Source organism: Bradyrhizobium sp. 170 (assembly GCF_023101085.1).
Lineage (GTDB): Bacteria > Pseudomonadota > Alphaproteobacteria > Rhizobiales > Xanthobacteraceae > Bradyrhizobium.
This window is the reverse complement of record NZ_CP064703.1, coordinates 8,282,501-8,300,599: the sequence shown is the minus strand read 5'-3', so window position 1 is coordinate 8,300,599 and position 18,099 is coordinate 8,282,501. Positions and strand designations below refer to the sequence as shown.

Below are 18,099 nucleotides of genomic sequence, written 5' to 3'. Positions count from 1 at the left end.
CGGTGGCGAATTCGATCCGACCGGATCGATTTAGCCATCAAGCCGGCAGTGATGGAGGCAAGACGAATTCGTCTCCAGGGAGAGCGCGGCATAAGCCGTCAAACCATTGCGCAGGGAATGCCGGAGTGCTTCGGCTGTACCTGTATGCTCGTGTGCGCCTCTATCTCCATCTTGCACACGAGACCGCGGGTGCAGCAAGCACCCGGCATTCCCTGCTCCCTCTCAGGAGGGACAAGGTTCATGCAAGCCTCGGACGCAAGTCGCGTCGCGAGAACGCGCGGTCGTACTCAGCCGTCATTCCGGGCGCGCGAAGCGCGAGCTATGATGTGCGATTGCACATCAGAGAATCCATCGAGCCGCGGAACAGGTAGAGAAATGGATTCCGGGCCTGCGCCAAGTGGCGCATCCCGGAATGACGAGAAGAGAGAGCCAGCCATGGTGTACGCCGTCATTGCGAGGAGCGAATGCGACGAAGCAATCCATGTCTCAGCAAGCGGTGAAATGGATTGCTTCGCTTCGCTCGCAATGACGTGGATAGGTCCGGGAGTCGAACTACAACAACTCCGGCTGCTCCGCCGCGATCGTATCGTCGGCACTGATCGTGCCGCCCGTGATCACCTCGGCATAGATCCCGCAGTCGGCGTGGCCGAGCCTGCGCTGCAGCGCTTGCGGGATGGCGAGGTCGCGCTGGGCCGTATCGGGATCGACATTGATGGCGGCGCAGCGGACGATGCGTTTCACCACCTTCAGGCGCACATCGCCAATGGCGAGCGTTTGGTCGAGCAAATCGAATTCGTGCCAGGCCGGCCAGCCCTCGACATAGAGGTTGGCGCGGAAGCGAAGCGGATGGACCGGCGCGCCCACCATGTTCTCGATGGCGCGGACGCTGGCGAGATTGATGATGGAAACGACCTTGCGGGCGACATCCGAAAAACTGTGGCCGGGACTTTCGAGCACTTTGGGCGGGCCCTTGATCTGGCCGGCATAGGCGGTGGCGAAGAAGTTCTCGATTGTCCGCCGGCCCTCGGGGGTGCTCAGGTCGCCCTGGGCCACGATCCGGCCGTTGTGGTTAATCGAGAGGACGTTGCTCGCATCGTCGAACTGGGTGCGCAGGCCGGCCAGCCATTCGTCCCGCATCAACATCAGGAAGTGCGGTTTCGGCAGCCATTTCGGCTCAGTCGGATCGAAGCCGGAGGGACCGTTTTCGATGGCATAGCGGCGGTCGGCCAAAAGGGTCTGGCCGGGACTCAGCTCGGTGCGGCTGAGCTGCTCCGGAGTCAGGCCTTTGACGGGGTAGCGGTAGATCCCGGTGATCCGGGCGGGAAGGTCGGTGACAGGCATGGCGCTTCTTAAGGGATTCCTCCCGTCCACGCCACCGCTCCCGAATTTGTGACCGGGCCTCTTCCGTTTTGCGCCGCGATGCCCACATTTGCGTCAAGCTTGAAAACAGGGCGACGACCCGCGGGCTGGTTGAGAAATGTCAATGCGGTTCGCGGATACCCAATGAAGATGCCGTAATCATGCCTCAGGGGTGGGGACGGCAGGCCGAGGGAAGTAGACGATATGAATATTGAAAAATACACCGAGCGTGCGCGCGGCTTCATCCAGTCTGCGCAATCGCTCGCCATGCGCGACGGACACCAGCAGTTCTCGTCGCTGCATATGCTCAAGGTACTGCTTGATGACAGCGAGGGGCTGGCCGGCGGTCTGATCGACCGCGCCGGCGGTAACTCCCGCGCCATCCTCAAGGCCACCGAGGACGCGCTGAAGAAGCTGCCGAAAGTCTCGGGAAGTGGCGCCGGACAGATCTATCTTGCGCCCGATATGGCGCGTGCCTTCGGTGCGGCGGAAAAGGCCGCCGAGAAGGCCGGCGACGGCTTTGTCACGGTCGAGCGGCTGCTGCTGGGCCTCGCGCTCGAGAAGGGCAGCGAGGCCGGCAGCATCCTCAGCAAGGGCGGTGTCACGCCGCAGAACCTCAATTCGGCGATCGAATCGCTGCGCAAGGGCCGGACCGCCGACAGCGCGACGGCCGAAAATGCCTACGACGCGCTGAAGAAATATGCCCGCGACCTGACGCAGGCCGCGCGCGACGGCAAGCTCGACCCGGTGATCGGCCGCGACGAGGAAATCCGCCGCACCATCCAGGTGCTCTCCCGCCGCACCAAGAACAATCCCGTGCTGATCGGCGAACCCGGTGTCGGCAAGACCGCCATCGTCGAGGGCCTGGCGCTGCGTATCCTCAACGGTGACGTGCCGGAAAGCCTGAAGGACAAGAAGCTGCTGTCGCTCGACATGGGCTCGCTGATCGCGGGCGCCAAATACCGCGGCGAGTTCGAGGAGCGGCTGAAGGCCGTGCTGCAGGAAGTCACCACCGCCGAGGGCTCGATCATCCTGTTCATCGACGAGATGCACACCCTGGTCGGCGCCGGCAAGGCCGACGGCGCGATGGACGCGTCCAACCTGTTGAAGCCCGCATTGGCGCGCGGCGAGCTGCATTGCATCGGCGCCACCACGCTCGACGAATACCGCAAGCATGTCGAGAAGGATGCCGCGCTGGCACGCCGCTTTCAGCCGGTGTTCGTCTCAGAGCCGACAGTCGAGGATACGATCTCGATCCTGCGCGGGTTAAAGGACAAGTATGAGCAGCACCACGGCGTTCGCATCACGGATTCCGCGCTGGTCGCCGCGACCACGCTGTCGAACCGCTACATCACCGACCGTTTCCTGCCCGACAAGGCGATCGACCTGATGGATGAGGCCGCGGCGCGGCTGAAGATGCAGGTCGATTCCAAGCCGGAAGAGCTCGATTTGATGGACCGGGAAATCATCCGGCTGAAGATCGAGCAGGAAGCGCTGAAGAAGGAAACCGACATCGGCTCCAAGAGCCGCCTGCAGGCCCTGGAAAAGGAGCTGGCCGATCTCGAGGACAAGTCGGCGGCGCTGACGGCGCGCTGGAGCGCGGAGAAAAACAAGCTCTCCGATGCACAGAAGCTGAAAAGCGAGCTCGACGCCTTGCGCATCGAGCTGGCGAACGCGCAACGCCGCGGAGAATTCCAGCGCGCGGGCGAGCTCGCCTATGGCCGGATTCCGGAATTGGAAAAGAAGCTGGCGGACATCGAAGCCAAAGAAGATGCCGGCGAGATGATGGAGGAGGCGGTGACCGCCAACCACATCGCGCAGGTGGTGTCGCGCTGGACCGGCGTTCCCGTCGACAAGATGCTGGAGGGCGAAAAGGACAAGCTCCTGAAGATGGAGGGCCAGCTCGGCAAGCGCGTGGTCGGCCAGGCCGAAGCCGTGCGTGCGGTGGCAACCGCGGTGCGTCGTTCGCGCGCGGGGCTGCAGGACCCGAACCGGCCGATGGGCTCGTTCATGTTCTTAGGGCCAACCGGCGTCGGCAAGACCGAGCTGACGAAGGCGCTGGCGGAATATCTGTTCAACGACGAGACCGCGATGGTCCGCCTCGACATGTCCGAATACATGGAGAAGCATTCGGTGTCGCGGCTGATCGGCGCGCCTCCCGGCTATGTCGGCTATGACGAGGGCGGGGCGCTCACCGAAGCGGTGCGGCGCAGGCCCTACCAGGTCGTCTTGTTCGACGAGATCGAGAAGGCGCATCCCGATGTCTTCAACGTGCTGCTGCAGGTGCTCGACGACGGCCGCCTGACCGACGGCCAGGGCCGCACCGTCGACTTCCGCAACACGCTGATCATCATGACCTCGAACCTCGGTTCGGAATTTTTGGTCAACCAGCCGGAGGGCGAGGATACGTCAGCGGTGCGCGAGCAGGTGATGGGCATGGTGCGGGCGCATTTCCGGCCCGAATTCCTCAACCGCGTCGACGAGATCATCCTGTTCCACCGGTTGCAGAAGAGCGAGATGGGCCGGATCGTCGAGATCCAGTTCGCTCGCCTGCAGAAGCTGTTGGAGGATCGCAAGATCACGCTGACGCTGGATGCCGCGGCGCGCGACTGGCTGGCCGCCAAGGGTTGGGATCCCGCCTACGGCGCCAGGCCCCTGAAGCGTGTGATCCAGCGCAACCTGCAGGACCCGCTCGCCGAGATGATCCTCGCCGGCGAAATCGCTGACGGCGATCGCGTCGTGATCTCCTCGGAAGGCAACGTGCTGACCTTCAACGGCCAGGCGGCGCAGACCGCTGAGATCTCCCAGTTCGAAGCGCCGGTGCCGAAGCGTAAGCTGAACTGACCTAACAGGATGTGCTCCGGCGCGCGGCCCGCGCGTGCCGGGGCATCTCATTCCTGACTGATGGGAGCAGGCGCTCCCCGGCCATCCTCGTCATCGTCGGGCTCGAGTTCGGCGAGAATATCGACGAGCTCGCGAACCCGCCCCGTCGCCAGCGGCCTGCCTGAATTCATCATTGGCTCGTCATTGGCCATCCAGGCCTGGGCCTCAGCCAGTTCGTCGACGGTCGCACCGGTCGCGATCATCTGGGCGATGGTCACGTCGTCGGCGGCACCGATCGCCTTGATAACGTCGTCCCGGGTAATGCGCAGGGATCCCGACAGGCTTGCCATGACACTCCTCCATCGAGGGCTTGCCGATCAAACCAAACAGTCCGCTCCCATTCCGTTCCCCGGCAACGAATGAAAATTGGAGGCGGTGGGACGAGAAAAAGCGAAGACGCCCACGCCCGCACGAAGCACCTCCTGATACCGCAACTTCACCGTGCGCACGGCTCGTGCACGGAAAGAGGGTGTTGTCGAAAAGAGACACGTATCGCGTCATCTCGCATGAGCTGTGAGATTCTCCTTGAACAACTTAGTTCCCGGTCCCCACAATCCCTAACAGGGAGTTAAGGGGAGCGTGCGATGCGTGGCGTGGCGTGGGTATCGTAGAGCTGGCGTTGGTTTGGACTGTTGAGGAATCCTTGACTTCGCGCGCTTTTTTGAGAATCGACAATTTTAAGTTGAGACAGCAATTTTGAACTGGAATGGCTGAAAGCCAGAACGACATTTTTAGGTGTGCTCTTTTCGCGCGGGGAGGGGACGGCCGTGTTGAGCGTTAGTTTGTTCGGTGCCAGTCGAGTTACCAGTAGTAACGAACAGATTTGGTCGGATCTCGGCCCAGCCGGGCGGCGATTGGCTGGATTCCTCTTCACGTTTCCGGATCGTCCGCATCGCCGCGAGCGGCTTATCGACTTGTTTTGGCCGGAGCTGGATACCGAGAGGGGGCGCCGAGCCATGAACTCTGCGGTTTGGCGGCTGCGGAAGCTGCTTGCGTCGTCTCCCGAATACCAGGACGGCCACGGTTTGAGGACCGTTGGCCCCGAGACCATTCTTGAGAAGACGCCGTGGCTGGACGTTGACACTTGGGCGTTGCTTCACGCCGCACGGAGCACGCTCAGTGGGCCCGAGGCCCAGCCGGAACCAGCGAGAATGAAGGAGGTTCTCGCGGTTCTGTATCGGTACGAGGGGCCGTTTCTGGACGGCGAAGATGCCGAATGGATCCTGGAAGAACGCGAGCGGCTTCACTCCCTTTTCATCCAGTCGGCCATGATCATGGTTCGTCATCTCGGGCTTTGTGGTTACTACCACGACGCGATCCAGCTCGCCCGTCATTCGCTGCGCTTCGATCCCTATCGTGAAGAGCTGGTTCGGCATCTCCTGACCCTGCTCGCGCTCGATGAAAGACGAATCGATGCCATCAGGTACTACGATCATTGGATCGGCCTGATCCGGAAGGAGCTCGGCATTTCGCCGCTTCCGGCGACACGTGCGATCATCGAAGAGATCAAGAACCTGCATAATGCCGAAAACGCTCAGCGCCTGCGCGCGCGCCTGATCGGTCGGGACGAGAAGCAGATTTTTGCAATTTAAGCGCTAGCCGCCCGGCCTCGGACGGCAGCTTTACCCGGCAAACTCCGCACTCACACCGTCGACCAAGTCCGGACAGGGCGAAACCCGCGGCTTTCCCGGGGCGCGCCGTGATCTTGCCGTGATCCATAGCCGATCCGCCGGGTAGCGGATCGTGGACCGGCCGTGAGCGGACGACGACAATTCCCGAACGATCGCAGGATTGTCCCGAGTTCAGGCCATGCGACCGTCGGCGCATGGATTCACAACGACCACTGCTCGATCAGGTTTTCATTCTTCGCTTCTGGCGTGAAAGCGCCGATGCCAGCGAACACGCGCGTTGGCGGGTCCTGGTCCGCAACATCAACACCCGCCGGCGCGACGTGGTCGACGATGTGCAGCGCGCCTTTGCGATTGTCACCTCCAACTTGAATGCAGCCGCCGGCGAGCATGACGGGCAGGAGCGTTTGGACATTGAACCATCAAAACCTGAGCATTGAGAGATATCGCGTGTGCGGAGCCGATCACCCAACCAGTAAGAGCCAACCGCCGCGAGCGAAAGCCCCGCGGGGCCGCGACTTCGCTCGTGCTTGTCACGATGGGCCGATTGCCATCGTGCGCCACGCGGCAGTTTTTTTTGCTTTTGCCGCGGCACTCTCGCTTAGGAATTACAAGGGATTTGTGCGGGAGATGTGGGAGCGTGCGATGCGTGCGGGTATCGTTGCGAGCGGTGTTGCGTTGGCGCTGTTGGTGAGCAGCTGTAGCGTCCTCGAAGAGAAGCTGATTCAGGAAGGAATCGGCACGGAGCTACCGGTTGCGGACATGGCGGAAGCGACCCGCCGGCTTGATGCCTATCTCACCTATCTATGCGCGCAGGCTGGAGGAACCAGGCTTGTCGCCGAGACATCTGATGCCATGGTTTCCTGTGACATGAGCCGGTACGGAGCCGCCCAATGGTCGGCTTTGGTGAGCGCCGGTTTCAACGATATCGATCGTCGCTGCGACGGTTATCTCGCTTGGCTCGCCAGTCGGCGTCGCGACCGAAACGCCATCTTAAGCCAGATTAGCGACACGAGGACTTTTACCGAAGCGCTGATGTTCACGACCGGCGTTGGCGCCGCGCCGATAGCGATCGCAGGCTTGGCCTTCGGCCTGGCGAGCAATTCCTTCACAAACTACTACTCGCGTTTGCTGTTCGAAATTGAGAAATCAACTGTCTCGGTTCTGGTCCGTGAGAAACGCCTGCAATATCGCGAGACGCTGAATGTGCGGATCGCATTTCAACCGGACGCCGTGCACGTGTTGCGTGAATATTTGTTGATCTGTACGCCATTCTATATCGAAGATTTGGTCAATCAGCGGACTCGCGACAGCGTCGCCGGCAACACGCCGGCCGACAAGGGCAATGCCGAGCAAATCCGCAGGTCGATCCTGGCGAACACCTTGATCAGGTCCATTCCGCCGGAGGGCCCGCGGGGGAAACTGCCGGGCGTTGCGGGTCAATCCGGTGGCCCTCCGCCTGCGGTGAAAATGGCAGGTGGCTCTACGGAAGTTGAAAAACAATTGCCCAAGTCCAGTGGACAGATGCTGCAGGCAAATTTGTGTACCGATGCGACCGGAGAATTCGACGGGTCCACCAGGGAAGCCATTCGGCAAGCCAAAGTGGCTGCAAATATGAGTAGAGTCGCAAAGAGGACAGAGCCTCTGTTCAGGCCCGTCAACAACGAGATCAGAACCGCGACTGAACTGCAAATATTCCTGGATGCAAGGGTTTGCAGCAGGGATTCTTCAGGCGCAGACCGTGGTTATGTCACGGCATTTGAAAAATTCCGATTTCCAGACGATGTCGCAATTAAGAGTTTCCAGACCGCACTTGCCAGCTGCGATCCGAACGTAAGGCCTACGGGCATCTTTGATGCGTCGACGCGAGCCGGCATCATGGCCGCAACAGGCAAGACCGGTTCAACTGTTCCAAAGGCCGACCGCTTAAACCAAAAGTCATATGACTGGGTCAGCGGCGTCTGTGTTCCTTCTTGATGTGAGTCGCCCTTAATTCCCGGAGCAGATCATGGCTGTGGTCGTAAAAAAGGTCTTGCTTTCGCAGTTTTTGCGCAAAGAACCGAAGTTCTTGCCGCTCACTTTCATCGACCCGGGCGATGGCAACGGGAATCTACAGGTCCTCGAAGGTGAGAAGGTGAATACCGGCGCAAAACCGGAGGTCAATGAAGCCACTGATGGCAAATCGTTCAAGTGGGTATTCGTCGAGGCGATAGGTGGAATCGATCCCGCAAGCCGAAAGGGATTTATTTCGGATAAATTGCTCGTCGACGAAGGTACCGAAGTTGCGGAATCGCCGGGCTTCGAACCGTTTCCCATCAAGGTCACGCGGGAGGCATTTGCGGATGCGTGCTATGTGCAGGCGGAGTTGAACAAGACCAATCCGGCTTACCTGTATGCACTGGCTTTTGCCCAAAGTGGGGGGCAGTGGACCGCCACCGACGTTACAACCAATGACCCTGCCGGGGCGTTGGCATTTGGCGTATATCAATTCACGAAGGAAACCTGGGCGGAACTGCTGAAACTGGCCGATAACGAAGGCCTCACCGCCGATCAGATCAAGTTTCCTACCGCTCAGTGCGTCGTTGCCGCAGTGCTAGCGGCAAAATCGGCGAGCTTGCTCAAGGGCCTCATCACGGATCGCGGCGTGAGCGCGGTGGATCTGTATCTTGCGCACATGTTCTCCGACGACAAAAGCTTCGGATCGAATGCCACGGCAAAGTTCCTCGAGGCAGAGAAGACTAATGCCGGCCAGGCGTCGGTGGAGGTGGTCAAGCAGATTTACCCCGACGACGCTGTTCGGGACGCTTTCCTCCAACGTAACCAGGCCATTTTCAACGCAAACGGCTCCGCCACGATAGCAACGGCGTTGGAAAACTGCACGAAGAAGCTCGCCGACGGATTTAAAGAAGTCGAGAAGCTGGCGAACGAAATCAAGAAAAGTATTCCTGCGGATGTGGATGATCCGATCTTCGGCGTCCAGTTCAGCGGAAACGTCATCACGATTACGGATCAGGATGTCGATGCGCTGGCGCGTGTCAGCGAAAGCGAGGTGGGAAACTTCGGAGAACAGTTCGGCGTCAATGTGCTGACCGATGCACTCGCCGCTGTCGTCGACACGATCTTCAATCGCAGCATTTATCCCTCCAAGGAATTTCCAAAGACAATTCAAGGCGTCATCGATCAGAGCCAGCAATTTTCGGCAATCAATGCCATTGGCACCTGGAAACATCTGCCCGAAGCGCCGGCTGCGCACTTCCAGATTGTGCTGAACCACATTCAAGGCAGGGCAAAAGGGGCCGCCAGCAAGATTGGAGGAGCTACCCACTTCTTTAACCCCACCACGTCGCATCCTAGTTGGGGGCCGCCGATCGCAGCCAACCCGATAGCCCGGTACGGCACGGCTCCAAATTCGCACGTTCATGGCTTCCCGGACGACTATCATCCCCCGGAAGGCCACGCGATTCAGCTAGGCAAGGACGCTTGGGTGTTCTCGGGTGACGGCAAGCCGCAGGGCCCGCTTATCACGCCGGACAAATCGACTTTGTCGATTGTTGCCGCCGCCATCAAGGAATGGGATTTCTGGGGTAATTCAGTGCCCGGAAAAATCCATCATACGGACAACGAGCCCGCATTCGCGACCTATGTCCTGGAGACTTATTGCAAGCCGTTGGGCGCTACCCCCTCGCTCTCGGCGATAGCAAATGACACATATTTTTGGTCGGCTGTCGCCATCTCCTGCATGGTCAGGCAGTCGGGCGCATCCGCGTCGGAGTTCACGTTCTCGCAGTCACACTCAACCTATATTCGTGAGGCCATCAAGGCTCGCAGGGACAAAGACAAGAGCAAGGCCTACTGGGGCTTCCGTATCGACGAAGCCGAAGCAGTTTTGGCGCCCGGCGACATCGTCGGTGCCGGGCGCACGAGAGGGATGACTTTCGAACAAGCCCAAGCGCTCTTCGACAAAAGGACGGACTATGAGAGTCACAGCGACATAGTGGTTGCAGTCAGAGCTGGTGAAGCCGACTTGATTGGCGGCAACGTTAGTGATTCTGTCACGAAAAAGACGCTCAAGCTGGATGCTAAGGGCCGGCTTCGCGACAAGAAGAATCTCTCGTTTGTGGTGATGAAGAAGAACTAGCGTCAGCGCTGGCAGCGTCTTTGCTACTTCCTCACCACCTTGTAAATCGCGTTCTCGATATCCGACGAGAAGTAGATCACCCCCGTGGCCCCAACTCCGACACCCGTCGGAATGTTGCTCGGCAGTCCGCCGGGGGCGGCCGGCAATCCGATCGGCAGGTTGGCGGCGATCTCGGTGACGGCTCCGCTGGCTGGATCGATAGATACGATCAGCTTGCCGTCGGGTGCCAGCGCGATGCCTTCGGGTCCCTTCAGATCCTTGGCGACCACGGTCTTCTCGCCGCTGGCTTCGACCTTCGAGACCTGGCCGGCAAAGGCTTCGGTCAGATAGACCGTGCCGCCCGATCCGGCGGCGAGGCCGACCGGCCCCTCGAGGTTGCCAAGCACCACGGTGCGGTCCTTGCCGTGCTCGCCGCTGACGCGGACCAGCGATTTGCTGCCGAGTTCGTTGACGAGCATGCTGCCGTCGCCAAGCTTGACCGCGTCGTGCGGAGCCTTGAAACCGTGCAGCATCTCCTCCGTCTTGCCGCTCAGTTGCACCGTACCGATGAAACCAGTTCAAGCGCGGGCCGTCATCGCCTTTACAGTCGGACCGGGATCGGTAGCAACAAGTGCAATATTGAAAATTCCGGAGCGGTGACGCACAAACCACTATCGCCGCACCGTTCGAGTTCATTCACCAACCCGGCGCCGGGCAGACTTGTCCAACGCCGGGGCCGGCTTATCAAAAAGTTTGGCCTCAGCGGCTCGTCGTCAGCCGAGGCGGGTTCTGGGACATCATCCAGAGTTCGATCGCCGCCAGGATCGCCACGGCCCCGCCGATCACCACATGTACGGTCATCGCGGTGGTTCCCTGGAAGCCCAGGACCCAGGGCGAAACCAGCGCCCAAAGTCCGACGACGAGGTTCAACCACTCTTCCCAGACCGCGTATGCCGCCAGTGCCGCGACCGCAAGAACCGCGATAACGAGACCGGTAATATTAGCATTCGCAGAGACCATTCCGGCGTCGAACCCAAATATCCAGGGCGATAACAGAAGAACCGCACCAAGGACCAAGTTCGCGACGTCACAGAATTTTGCGTTCGTCCAGTTCTCCATGACAGCCTCCATTGGAGGTTTTCCTATGCAAATCAACCGGATAACCGTGTGCCGGTTCCGCGGTCGGGCGGAAAATTTGATGAAACCGGGGTGGCCACGGTCGGTTGTTGCCTGAGCAGGAGGGCGTGCTCCGGTAGAAATCTTCCCGATCCCGAGGCAGGAGGCGCTTTTATGACCAGGGAACTCGTTGCCCGCGACGCACCCGTGTTCGATCAGTTTCACCCGGGCATTTACGGCGCCGCGGTCGGTCTTGTCGTTTGGTTCGCCGCCGCGGCCTGGATCTTGTTCGACCGCCAAAGTGACATCGGGCTTCCGCTCGCGATGGTGAGTGTCCTGCTGCTGGTCGCGGTGATGCTGCCTTGGTCGCTGTCCTTGGTCTGGAGCAGGCACCGGATGCCCAACGAGCGGCATCCGAACAGCATTTCACTGCGCGATTGGAGAAGGGGCGACTTCGTGGTCTGGGGCGGCCGGCTTCGTGGCACGCAGGCCGCCATCGACATGCTGCTGCCGCTTGCGGCCGTGGCATTCGGTCTTACGGCGCTGGGAATCGTCTTTCTAATCTGCGCCAACGGCGCTCGCTAGACGGCTGCGGCCCGTCGTCCGCTCGCTATCGCCAAAAGGCGCGGAGCCGGCGTTGTTAGCGCGGCTACTTCCTCACTACCTTGTAAATCGCGTTCTCGATATCCGACGAGAAGTAGATCACGCCCGTAGCTCCAACACCGACGCCGGTCGGAATGTTGCTCGGCAGTCCGCCGGGTGCGGCCGGTAATCCGATCGGCAGGTTGGCGGCGATCTCGGTGACGGCTCCGCTGGCCGGGTCGATCGATACGATGCGTTTGGCGCCGACCTCGGCCACGATCAGCTTGCCGTCGGGTGCCAGCGCGATGCCTTCGGGTCCCTTCAGATCCTTGGCGACCACGGTCTTCTCGCCGTTGGCTTCGACCTTCGAGACCTGGCCGGCAAAGGCTTCGGTCAGATAGACCGTGCCGCCCGATCCGGCGGCGAGGCCGACCGGGCCCTCGAGGCCGCCAATCACCACGGTGCGGTCCTTGCCGTGCTCGCCGCTGGCGCGGACCAGCGATTTGCTGCCGAGTTCGTTGACGAGAATGCTGCCGTCGCCAAGCTTGACCGCGTCGTGCGGCGCCTTGAAGTCGTGCAGCATCTCCTTCGTCTTGCCGGTCTTGCGGTCGATCAGTTGCACCGTGCCGGTGAACCAGCTCGACAGCAGCACATCGTCGCCGTTGGCGGTGGCGCTCATCGGATATTCCAGCGTCACGCCATCGGCATGCATGCGGGCCGGTTCGGAGACCTCGCCGGTCGCGCCGTCCACGGTGCGGTAAGCGAACACGTCGGCGATGTAGATCGTGTCCTTGCCTCCGTCGGAGACGACGCCGATGCCGCCGGGCAGCGCCAGCTTGCCTGATATCACCTGCCTGGCAGCGCCGGTTTCCGGATCGACCTCCTGAATGCCGTTGTCGGCCATGTTGGAGACGAAGATGCGGTCCTTGTCGTCGATGGCGAGATTGTCGAGCGAGGGCTTGAGCTGCGCGACCATCTTCTTCGCGCCGGTCTTCGGATCGACCCGCACCAACTGGCCGAGCGCGGTATCGACCACAAAGAGATTGCCCTTGGAATCGAAATTGACCGCGGCCGGAATCTTGAAGCCGTCGGCGACCACGGAGAGTTCGGCCTTGTCGACGTCGACCCTGGCGACCTGGCCCTTGAACCACAGCGGGCCGTATAGCATGTCGTCGGGTCCGAACTCGAAGCCGTTGAGGCCGCCCATCTTTTCCATGATCTTGCGCGGCGGTTTCACGCCCTCGACGTCGATCTCATAGAGCGCGTCGCCGAGGAACACTTGGGTCGCGTACAGCCGTCCGTCCTTGCGGAACGCGAGCGAGTTGATGCCGGGCAGGCCGGAGGCGAGTTTCTTCACTGGGCCGTCACCCTTGCGCGAATAGAGATCGCCGGTGAGGAAGGCCGTCCAGGCCATGGTGCCGTCGGGCGCAAAAGCGATGTCGTCGGACATGCCTTCGGGGGAGGGGACCGCAATCTTCGCCGTGCCGTTATTGCGATCGACCTCGTAGAGCGCGGCGCCCGCGACGCTGCCGGCGAACAGGCGACCGGACTTGTCGATCCCGAGCCCGTGCACGCCATGAACCGCTGAGCCCGGAACGAGCTTGGTAACCTCATAGGTCTGCGCCGATGCGCCGGCCGTGGTGCCTGCAACGATCACAGTCGCCCAAAGTGCAAGCTTGCTCGTCATGACGCGTCCTCCCAGTGTTTTTATGGGCGGCAGTATTTGTCGCGGCTGGCCGTTTGGCAAACGAAACTGTCGCAAAAAGCGCTGTGCCGCCGCCATAAATCCGACACGGGGCGTGAGAAGCCCCATTCGATTTTCAAGATATTATCGAAGGCTTAGCGGCTCACTTGACGCGTCTGCGGCGCGGCGCCGGCGGCTTCGGAGACGCGGGCCGCACTGCCGCGGTTGTTCATCTGGACATCGAGGCGGTCGCGCTCTTTTTCGAAGCTCGCCATCATCGTGCCTTCGAGCGAGCGGCCGCGCGGCAGCTTGACACGCATCGGGTCGACGAAGCGGCCGTTGACCAGGATTTCGTAATGGACATGGGCGCCGGTCGACATGCCGGTCGATCCGACGAAGCCGATCACCTGGCCCTGGCGCACGCGCTTGCCGGGCTCCATGCCCTTGGCAAAGGCCGACATGTGGCCGTAGGCGGTCTCGTAGCCGTTGTTGTGTTTCAGGCGGACATATTTGCCGTAACCGCCTTCCCAGCCGACTTTCTCGACCACGCCGTTGCCGGAGGCGAAAATCGGCGTGCCGTAGGGGGTCGCCCAGTCCACGCCGGTGTGCATCTTGGTATAGCCCAGGATCGGATGGCGGCGGCCGCCGAAGCCCGAACGCATGATCGCGTTGTTGACGGGCTTGCGCACCAGGAACTTCTTCGCGCTCTTGCCGGTCTCGTCGTAAAAGTCGACGACGGAATCGTCGGAGGTCACGAAACGATAATATTTCTTGGTCTCGCCGCCGACGGTGAGCGAGGCGAACAGCACTTCCGTCTTTTCGGTGCTGCTGGTGCCTTCGTCCTCGCCGGCGAAGAACACGTCGAAGGAGTCGCCCGGCTGCACCTTGCGCTGGAAATCGACGTCGTAGGAATAGATCCGGACCATGTCCTCGATCACGGCGGCCGGCACCTTGTTGCGCAGGGCGGTCTCGTAGATGCTCTGGTAAAGCCGGACGCCGCTGCCGTCATCCTCATCGTCGTCATCGTCATCCTTGCCGGTGGCGGCCTCGGCGACGGTATTCATGCTCTGCACGTCGACGGCGACGTATTTGCCGACGTCCGACAGGGCAGCCACGGCTTCGACGGTGGTGTCGTTGGCGACAATCACGCGATAGGGCTGCAGCCGGGCGGCGGGACCGAGCCCCGAGGGCGCCATCAGGATGCGGACCTTCTGGCCTTCCTTCAGGCCGCCGTCGCGGCCGCGGGGGCCAAGGGTCAACGCAACTGCCCTGGCTTCATCGGGTGTCGCGCCCAGATCGCGCAGGATCGAAGCGATCGTGTCGCCCTTCTTCACAACGTGAACGCGTTCGCCGGACGGATTGCCGCCAGTGATCTGGTCCTTGGTCTTCGGAAGCAACGTGACGTTTTCCGGCACCACGCGGGTTTCAAAGCCGGCATAGGGATCGGAGACGTTGCCTTCGGTGGCGTAGGCGAGCTTGAGATCGGACTGCACGCCGCTGGCGTCGGCTGCGGCATTGGCAAGTGACGTGTAGCGGACGCCGCCCGAGCCGCGCCAGTTCGCGGCATCGCGCACCCGCATCAGGACTTCGTCGAGCGCGACCACGGCGGCGAGTTTCGCCTTCGGCAGCACCGTCGCGAGATCCTTGGTTACGAAGGAAACCTCCGCGTCGGGTTCGACGGCCTCGGGATTGTTCGGATCCTCGGAAGCGGCCTGCGTCGTGGTGCCGACATCGATCAGCATGCGCTGGGCGTTGAACGGAGGGATTTTTGAGCTGAGATCGCTCGTCGTCATCGACAGATTGCCGGAGATGCGGACGAACGGCCTAACCCGCATCACGTCGCGGTTGCCGACCCGGGTAACGGTGGATACCCGCTGTACGTTGCGCGAGGCGGTGGATTCGCCTGGAGGCGGCAGGCGGTCGCTTTTGTGCAGGCTGGCGGTGCGGTCGTTGGCGCTGAACGCCCCGCGCAATGCGCCTTCGACGCGCTCCGGCACCTTGGCAAAGGTCATTTCGCCGTCGAGCGACGCAAAAACGGCGCCGCCGATGAGGGCCGCGCCGCACAGACCGGTCAGGATAGTTCCGCTAAACCATTGTACGGAGACACGGCGGCGATCGATCATCGCGGCCTCGGAGCCATCGACGGAAAGTGGCGGCTCGTGACCGAGATCGATGATCCCGATCTCGCGTCCATAGCCGCTCCCGCGTGGCGCCTTCTGGCTCAACCCTGTGTCCCCCCAAATTCCATCGACATCCGACAAGACCCTCGCCCGATCCAGACCCACGTTTCCGCCCTTTTGAGGGAGCGATTCCGGAGCATGGCGTTGCCGCACGCATGGAAATTCGGGAATCAGAGGCCGGAAGAAGAACCGGCCGGAGACTCGAACGTCAATGGTGAGCAGATCTCTCGAAGTTTCCTGGCCGCGTGGGAAAGGCGACGGGTTCCTCGAGACCGCCTGTCCCAGGTAGATGAAAGCCGACAGCCCCCACTGGTACCGGCGATTCAATGCATACCTTATAGTCAGAACGTCGCAGGAATGTGGCTCAAGTGCGGCCAAAGGCCCGAAACATAGGGACTTCTTGGCGTCCCAAAAAACTTGCGAGCGATGCGACAATTTGTTGACGATGGGCGTTGACAACCCCAATCGGGCGGGCCTATAACCCGGCCACTGAGCGCGGCGATGCATTGGCCCCCGAGGCCAACGCATCTTTTCGCGCCCCGTAAGCTCCTCATTACGATGAGTGACTCAACAGCCGATAACAGTCGGTTGTTATTTGTCGTCGGATGAGGTGCGCGGGAACCTTCCAGAAGTGGAAGGGTGGGGTCCCAGCGATCCCGGGCTGTTTGACAAGTGAAGATGAAGAAAGAGAAACGTGGACGGCGGAGTCCTTGCGTAGTCTCGAATATTTGAAAACTTCGGTTTTCATCTTTCGAGGCTGGACGAAAGACTTCGGCGGTACACGTTTACATAGGTTACACCATCGTCGTCCGCGATGTGAATCGCAGGCGATAAATATGGTGGGACCTCGTCAAACGTTGTGATCAGCCGGTTTAAAGTTTCAAGTCCAACTTGAGAGTTTGATCCTGGCTCAGAGCGAACGCTGGCGGCAGGCTTAACACATGCAAGTCGAGCGGGCGTAGCAATACGTCAGCGGCAGACGGGTGAGTAACGCGTGGGAACGTACCTTTTGGTTCGGAACAACACAGGGAAACTTGTGCTAATACCGGATAAGCCCTTACGGGGAAAGATTTATCGCCGAAAGATCGGCCCGCGTCTGATTAGCTAGTTGGTGAGGTAATGGCTCACCAAGGCGACGATCAGTAGCTGGTCTGAGAGGATGATCAGCCACATTGGGACTGAGACACGGCCCAAACTCCTACGGGAGGCAGCAGTGGGGAATATTGGACAATGGGCGCAAGCCTGATCCAGCCATGCCGCGTGAGTGATGAAGGCCCTAGGGTTGTAAAGCTCTTTTGTGCGGGAAGATAATGACGGTACCGCAAGAATAAGCCCCGGCTAACTTCGTGCCAGCAGCCGCGGTAATACGAAGGGGGCTAGCGTTGCTCGGAATCACTGGGCGTAAAGGGTGCGTAGGCGGGTCTTTAAGTCAGGGGTGAAATCCTGGAGCTCAACTCCAGAACTGCCTTTGATACTGAAGATCTTGAGTTCGGGAGAGGTGAGTGGAACTGCGAGTGTAGAGGTGAAATTCGTAGATATTCGCAAGAACACCAGTGGCGAAGGCGGCTCACTGGCCCGATACTGACGCTGAGGCACGAAAGCGTGGGGAGCAAACAGGATTAGATACCCTGGTAGTCCACGCCGTAAACGATGAATGCCAGCCGTTAGTGGGTTTACTCACTAGTGGCGCAGCTAACGCTTTAAGCATTCCGCCTGGGGAGTACGGTCGCAAGATTAAAACTCAAAGGAATTGACGGGGGCCCGCACAAGCGGTGGAGCATGTGGTTTAATTCGACGCAACGCGCAGAACCTTACCAGCCCTTGACATCCCGGTCGCGGACTCCAGAGATGGAGTTCTTCAGTTCGGCTGGACCGGAGACAGGTGCTGCATGGCTGTCGTCAGCTCGTGTCGTGAGATGTTGGGTTAAGTCCCGCAACGAGCGCAACCCCCGTCCTTAGTTGCTACCATTTAGTTGAGCACTCTAAGGAGACTGCCGGTGATAAGCCGCGAGGAAGGTGGGGATGACGTCAAGTCCTCATGGCCCTTACGGGCTGGGCTACACACGTGCTACAATGGCGGTGACAATGGGATGCTAAGGGGCGACCCTTCGCAAATCTCAAAAAGCCGTCTCAGTTCGGATTGGGCTCTGCAACTCGAGCCCATGAAGTTGGAATCGCTAGTAATCGTGGATCAGCACGCCACGGTGAATACGTTCCCGGGCCTTGTACACACCGCCCGTCACACCATGGGAGTTGGTTTTACCTGAAGACGGTGCGCTAACCCGCAAGGGAGGCAGCCGGCCACGGTAGGGTCAGCGACTGGGGTGAAGTCGTAACAAGGTAGCCGTAGGGGAACCTGCGGCTGGATCACCTCCTTTCTAAGGATGGTTCTTCAGAAGCTTGCTTCTATCGAACCGTTTTAGAAACATCAGTGGCCAACGATCGTCAGGATTGTTGAGCTGCATTGGCGGGATTTCGCCGTCTACGTTTCTCTTTCTTCGCGGACGAACACGCGCCAGGGGCTTAGCGCTTGTGCGATGCAGCTGGCGT

General features: G+C 60.6%; 11 protein-coding genes, 1 rRNA gene and 1 pseudogene. 6 read left to right on the top strand and 7 right to left on the bottom strand.

Going from position 1 to position 18,099, the window contains the following annotated elements; translation table 11 throughout:
- Window positions 1-552: 552 nt before the first annotated feature.
- Window positions 553-1,341 (bottom strand): MOSC domain-containing protein, encoded by a 789-nt coding sequence (locus IVB05_RS39095; protein WP_247781409.1) that lies wholly within the window; start codon window positions 1,339-1,341, stop codon window positions 553-555.
- A 222-nt stretch (window positions 1,342-1,563) separates the two neighbouring features.
- Here IVB05_RS39095 and clpB point away from each other — a divergent pair, with 222 nt between their 5' ends.
- A complete protein-coding gene (gene clpB, locus IVB05_RS39090) occupies window positions 1,564-4,203 on the top strand; it encodes an ATP-dependent chaperone ClpB (RefSeq protein WP_247781408.1) in 2,640 nt (879 codons plus the stop codon).
- A 47-nt stretch (window positions 4,204-4,250) separates the two neighbouring features.
- Here the strand turns inward: clpB and IVB05_RS39085 are convergent, their stop codons facing one another.
- Window positions 4,251-4,532, bottom strand: coding sequence for a hypothetical protein (locus IVB05_RS39085; protein ID WP_247781407.1), 282 nt, complete (start codon window positions 4,530-4,532; stop codon window positions 4,251-4,253).
- A gap of 477 nt (window positions 4,533-5,009) precedes the next feature.
- On the opposite strand from IVB05_RS39085, the gene IVB05_RS39080 reads away from it, so the two are divergent.
- Window positions 5,010-5,834 (top strand): BTAD domain-containing putative transcriptional regulator, encoded by an 825-nt coding sequence (locus IVB05_RS39080; protein ID WP_247781406.1) that lies wholly within the window; start codon window positions 5,010-5,012, stop codon window positions 5,832-5,834.
- Window positions 5,835-6,073: 239 nt separating this feature from the next.
- On the opposite strand, the gene IVB05_RS39075 is transcribed toward IVB05_RS39080, so the two are convergent.
- Window positions 6,074-6,262 carry a hypothetical protein gene (locus IVB05_RS39075; protein WP_247781405.1) on the bottom strand — a complete coding sequence of 63 codons (189 nt, stop codon included), beginning with the start codon at window positions 6,260-6,262 and terminating at the stop codon, window positions 6,074-6,076.
- A 22-nt stretch (window positions 6,263-6,284) separates the two neighbouring features.
- Here IVB05_RS39075 and IVB05_RS39070 point away from each other — a divergent pair, with 22 nt between their 5' ends.
- Both IVB05_RS39070 and IVB05_RS39065 read left to right on the top strand, forming a co-directional pair.
- Window positions 6,285-7,847, top strand: a complete 1,563-nt coding sequence (locus IVB05_RS39070) for a hypothetical protein (RefSeq protein WP_247781404.1) — start codon at window positions 6,285-6,287, stop codon at window positions 7,845-7,847.
- 31 nt (window positions 7,848-7,878) lie between these two features.
- Complete coding sequence (locus tag IVB05_RS39065) at window positions 7,879-10,008, top strand: DUF2272 domain-containing protein (RefSeq protein ID WP_247781403.1); 2,130 nt, start codon at window positions 7,879-7,881, stop codon at window positions 10,006-10,008.
- 23 nt (window positions 10,009-10,031) lie between these two features.
- On the opposite strand, the pseudogene IVB05_RS39060 reads toward IVB05_RS39065, so the two are convergent.
- Both IVB05_RS39060 and IVB05_RS39055 read right to left on the bottom strand, forming a co-directional pair.
- A pseudogene (locus IVB05_RS39060) lies at window positions 10,032-10,565 on the bottom strand (hypothetical protein); the annotation flags it as partial.
- A 181-nt stretch (window positions 10,566-10,746) separates the two neighbouring features.
- Window positions 10,747-11,106 carry an SPW repeat protein gene (locus IVB05_RS39055; RefSeq protein ID WP_247781402.1) on the bottom strand — a complete coding sequence of 120 codons (360 nt, stop codon included), beginning with the start codon at window positions 11,104-11,106 and terminating at the stop codon, window positions 10,747-10,749.
- 171 nt (window positions 11,107-11,277) lie between these two features.
- Between IVB05_RS39055 and IVB05_RS39050 the strand changes: the two genes are divergently transcribed.
- Window positions 11,278-11,688 carry a hypothetical protein gene (locus tag IVB05_RS39050; protein WP_247781401.1) on the top strand — a complete coding sequence of 137 codons (411 nt, stop codon included), beginning with the start codon at window positions 11,278-11,280 and terminating at the stop codon, window positions 11,686-11,688.
- Window positions 11,689-11,752: 64 nt separating this feature from the next.
- Here the strand turns inward: IVB05_RS39050 and IVB05_RS39045 are convergent, their stop codons facing one another.
- Complete coding sequence (locus tag IVB05_RS39045) at window positions 11,753-13,372, bottom strand: SMP-30/gluconolactonase/LRE family protein (protein WP_247781400.1); 1,620 nt, start codon at window positions 13,370-13,372, stop codon at window positions 11,753-11,755.
- A 152-nt stretch (window positions 13,373-13,524) separates the two neighbouring features.
- Entirely contained in the window at window positions 13,525-15,594 is a 2,070-nt protein-coding gene (locus IVB05_RS39040) for a M23 family metallopeptidase (RefSeq protein WP_247781399.1), read from the bottom strand.
- Between the two features lie 842 nt (window positions 15,595-16,436).
- On the opposite strand from IVB05_RS39040, the gene IVB05_RS39035 reads away from it, so the two are divergent.
- A 16S ribosomal RNA gene (locus IVB05_RS39035) occupies window positions 16,437-17,927 on the top strand.
- The last annotated feature ends 172 nt before the right edge of the window (window positions 17,928-18,099 follow it).

Coding starts and splice junctions, on each gene's coding strand:
- IVB05_RS39095 (WP_247781409.1), bottom strand. CDS start 1,341: ATGCCTGTCACCGACCTTCCCGCCCGGATCACCGGGATCTACCGCTAC.
- clpB (WP_247781408.1), top strand. CDS start 1,564: ATGAATATTGAAAAATACACCGAGCGTGCGCGCGGCTTCATCCAGTCT.
- IVB05_RS39085 (WP_247781407.1), bottom strand. CDS start 4,532: ATGGCAAGCCTGTCGGGATCCCTGCGCATTACCCGGGACGACGTTATC.
- IVB05_RS39075 (WP_247781405.1), bottom strand. CDS start 6,262: ATGCTCGCCGGCGGCTGCATTCAAGTTGGAGGTGACAATCGCAAAGGC.
- IVB05_RS39065 (WP_247781403.1), top strand. CDS start 7,879: ATGGCTGTGGTCGTAAAAAAGGTCTTGCTTTCGCAGTTTTTGCGCAAA.
- IVB05_RS39055 (WP_247781402.1), bottom strand. CDS start 11,106: ATGGAGAACTGGACGAACGCAAAATTCTGTGACGTCGCGAACTTGGTC.
- IVB05_RS39050 (WP_247781401.1), top strand. CDS start 11,278: ATGACCAGGGAACTCGTTGCCCGCGACGCACCCGTGTTCGATCAGTTT.
- IVB05_RS39045 (WP_247781400.1), bottom strand. CDS start 13,372: ATGACGAGCAAGCTTGCACTTTGGGCGACTGTGATCGTTGCAGGCACC.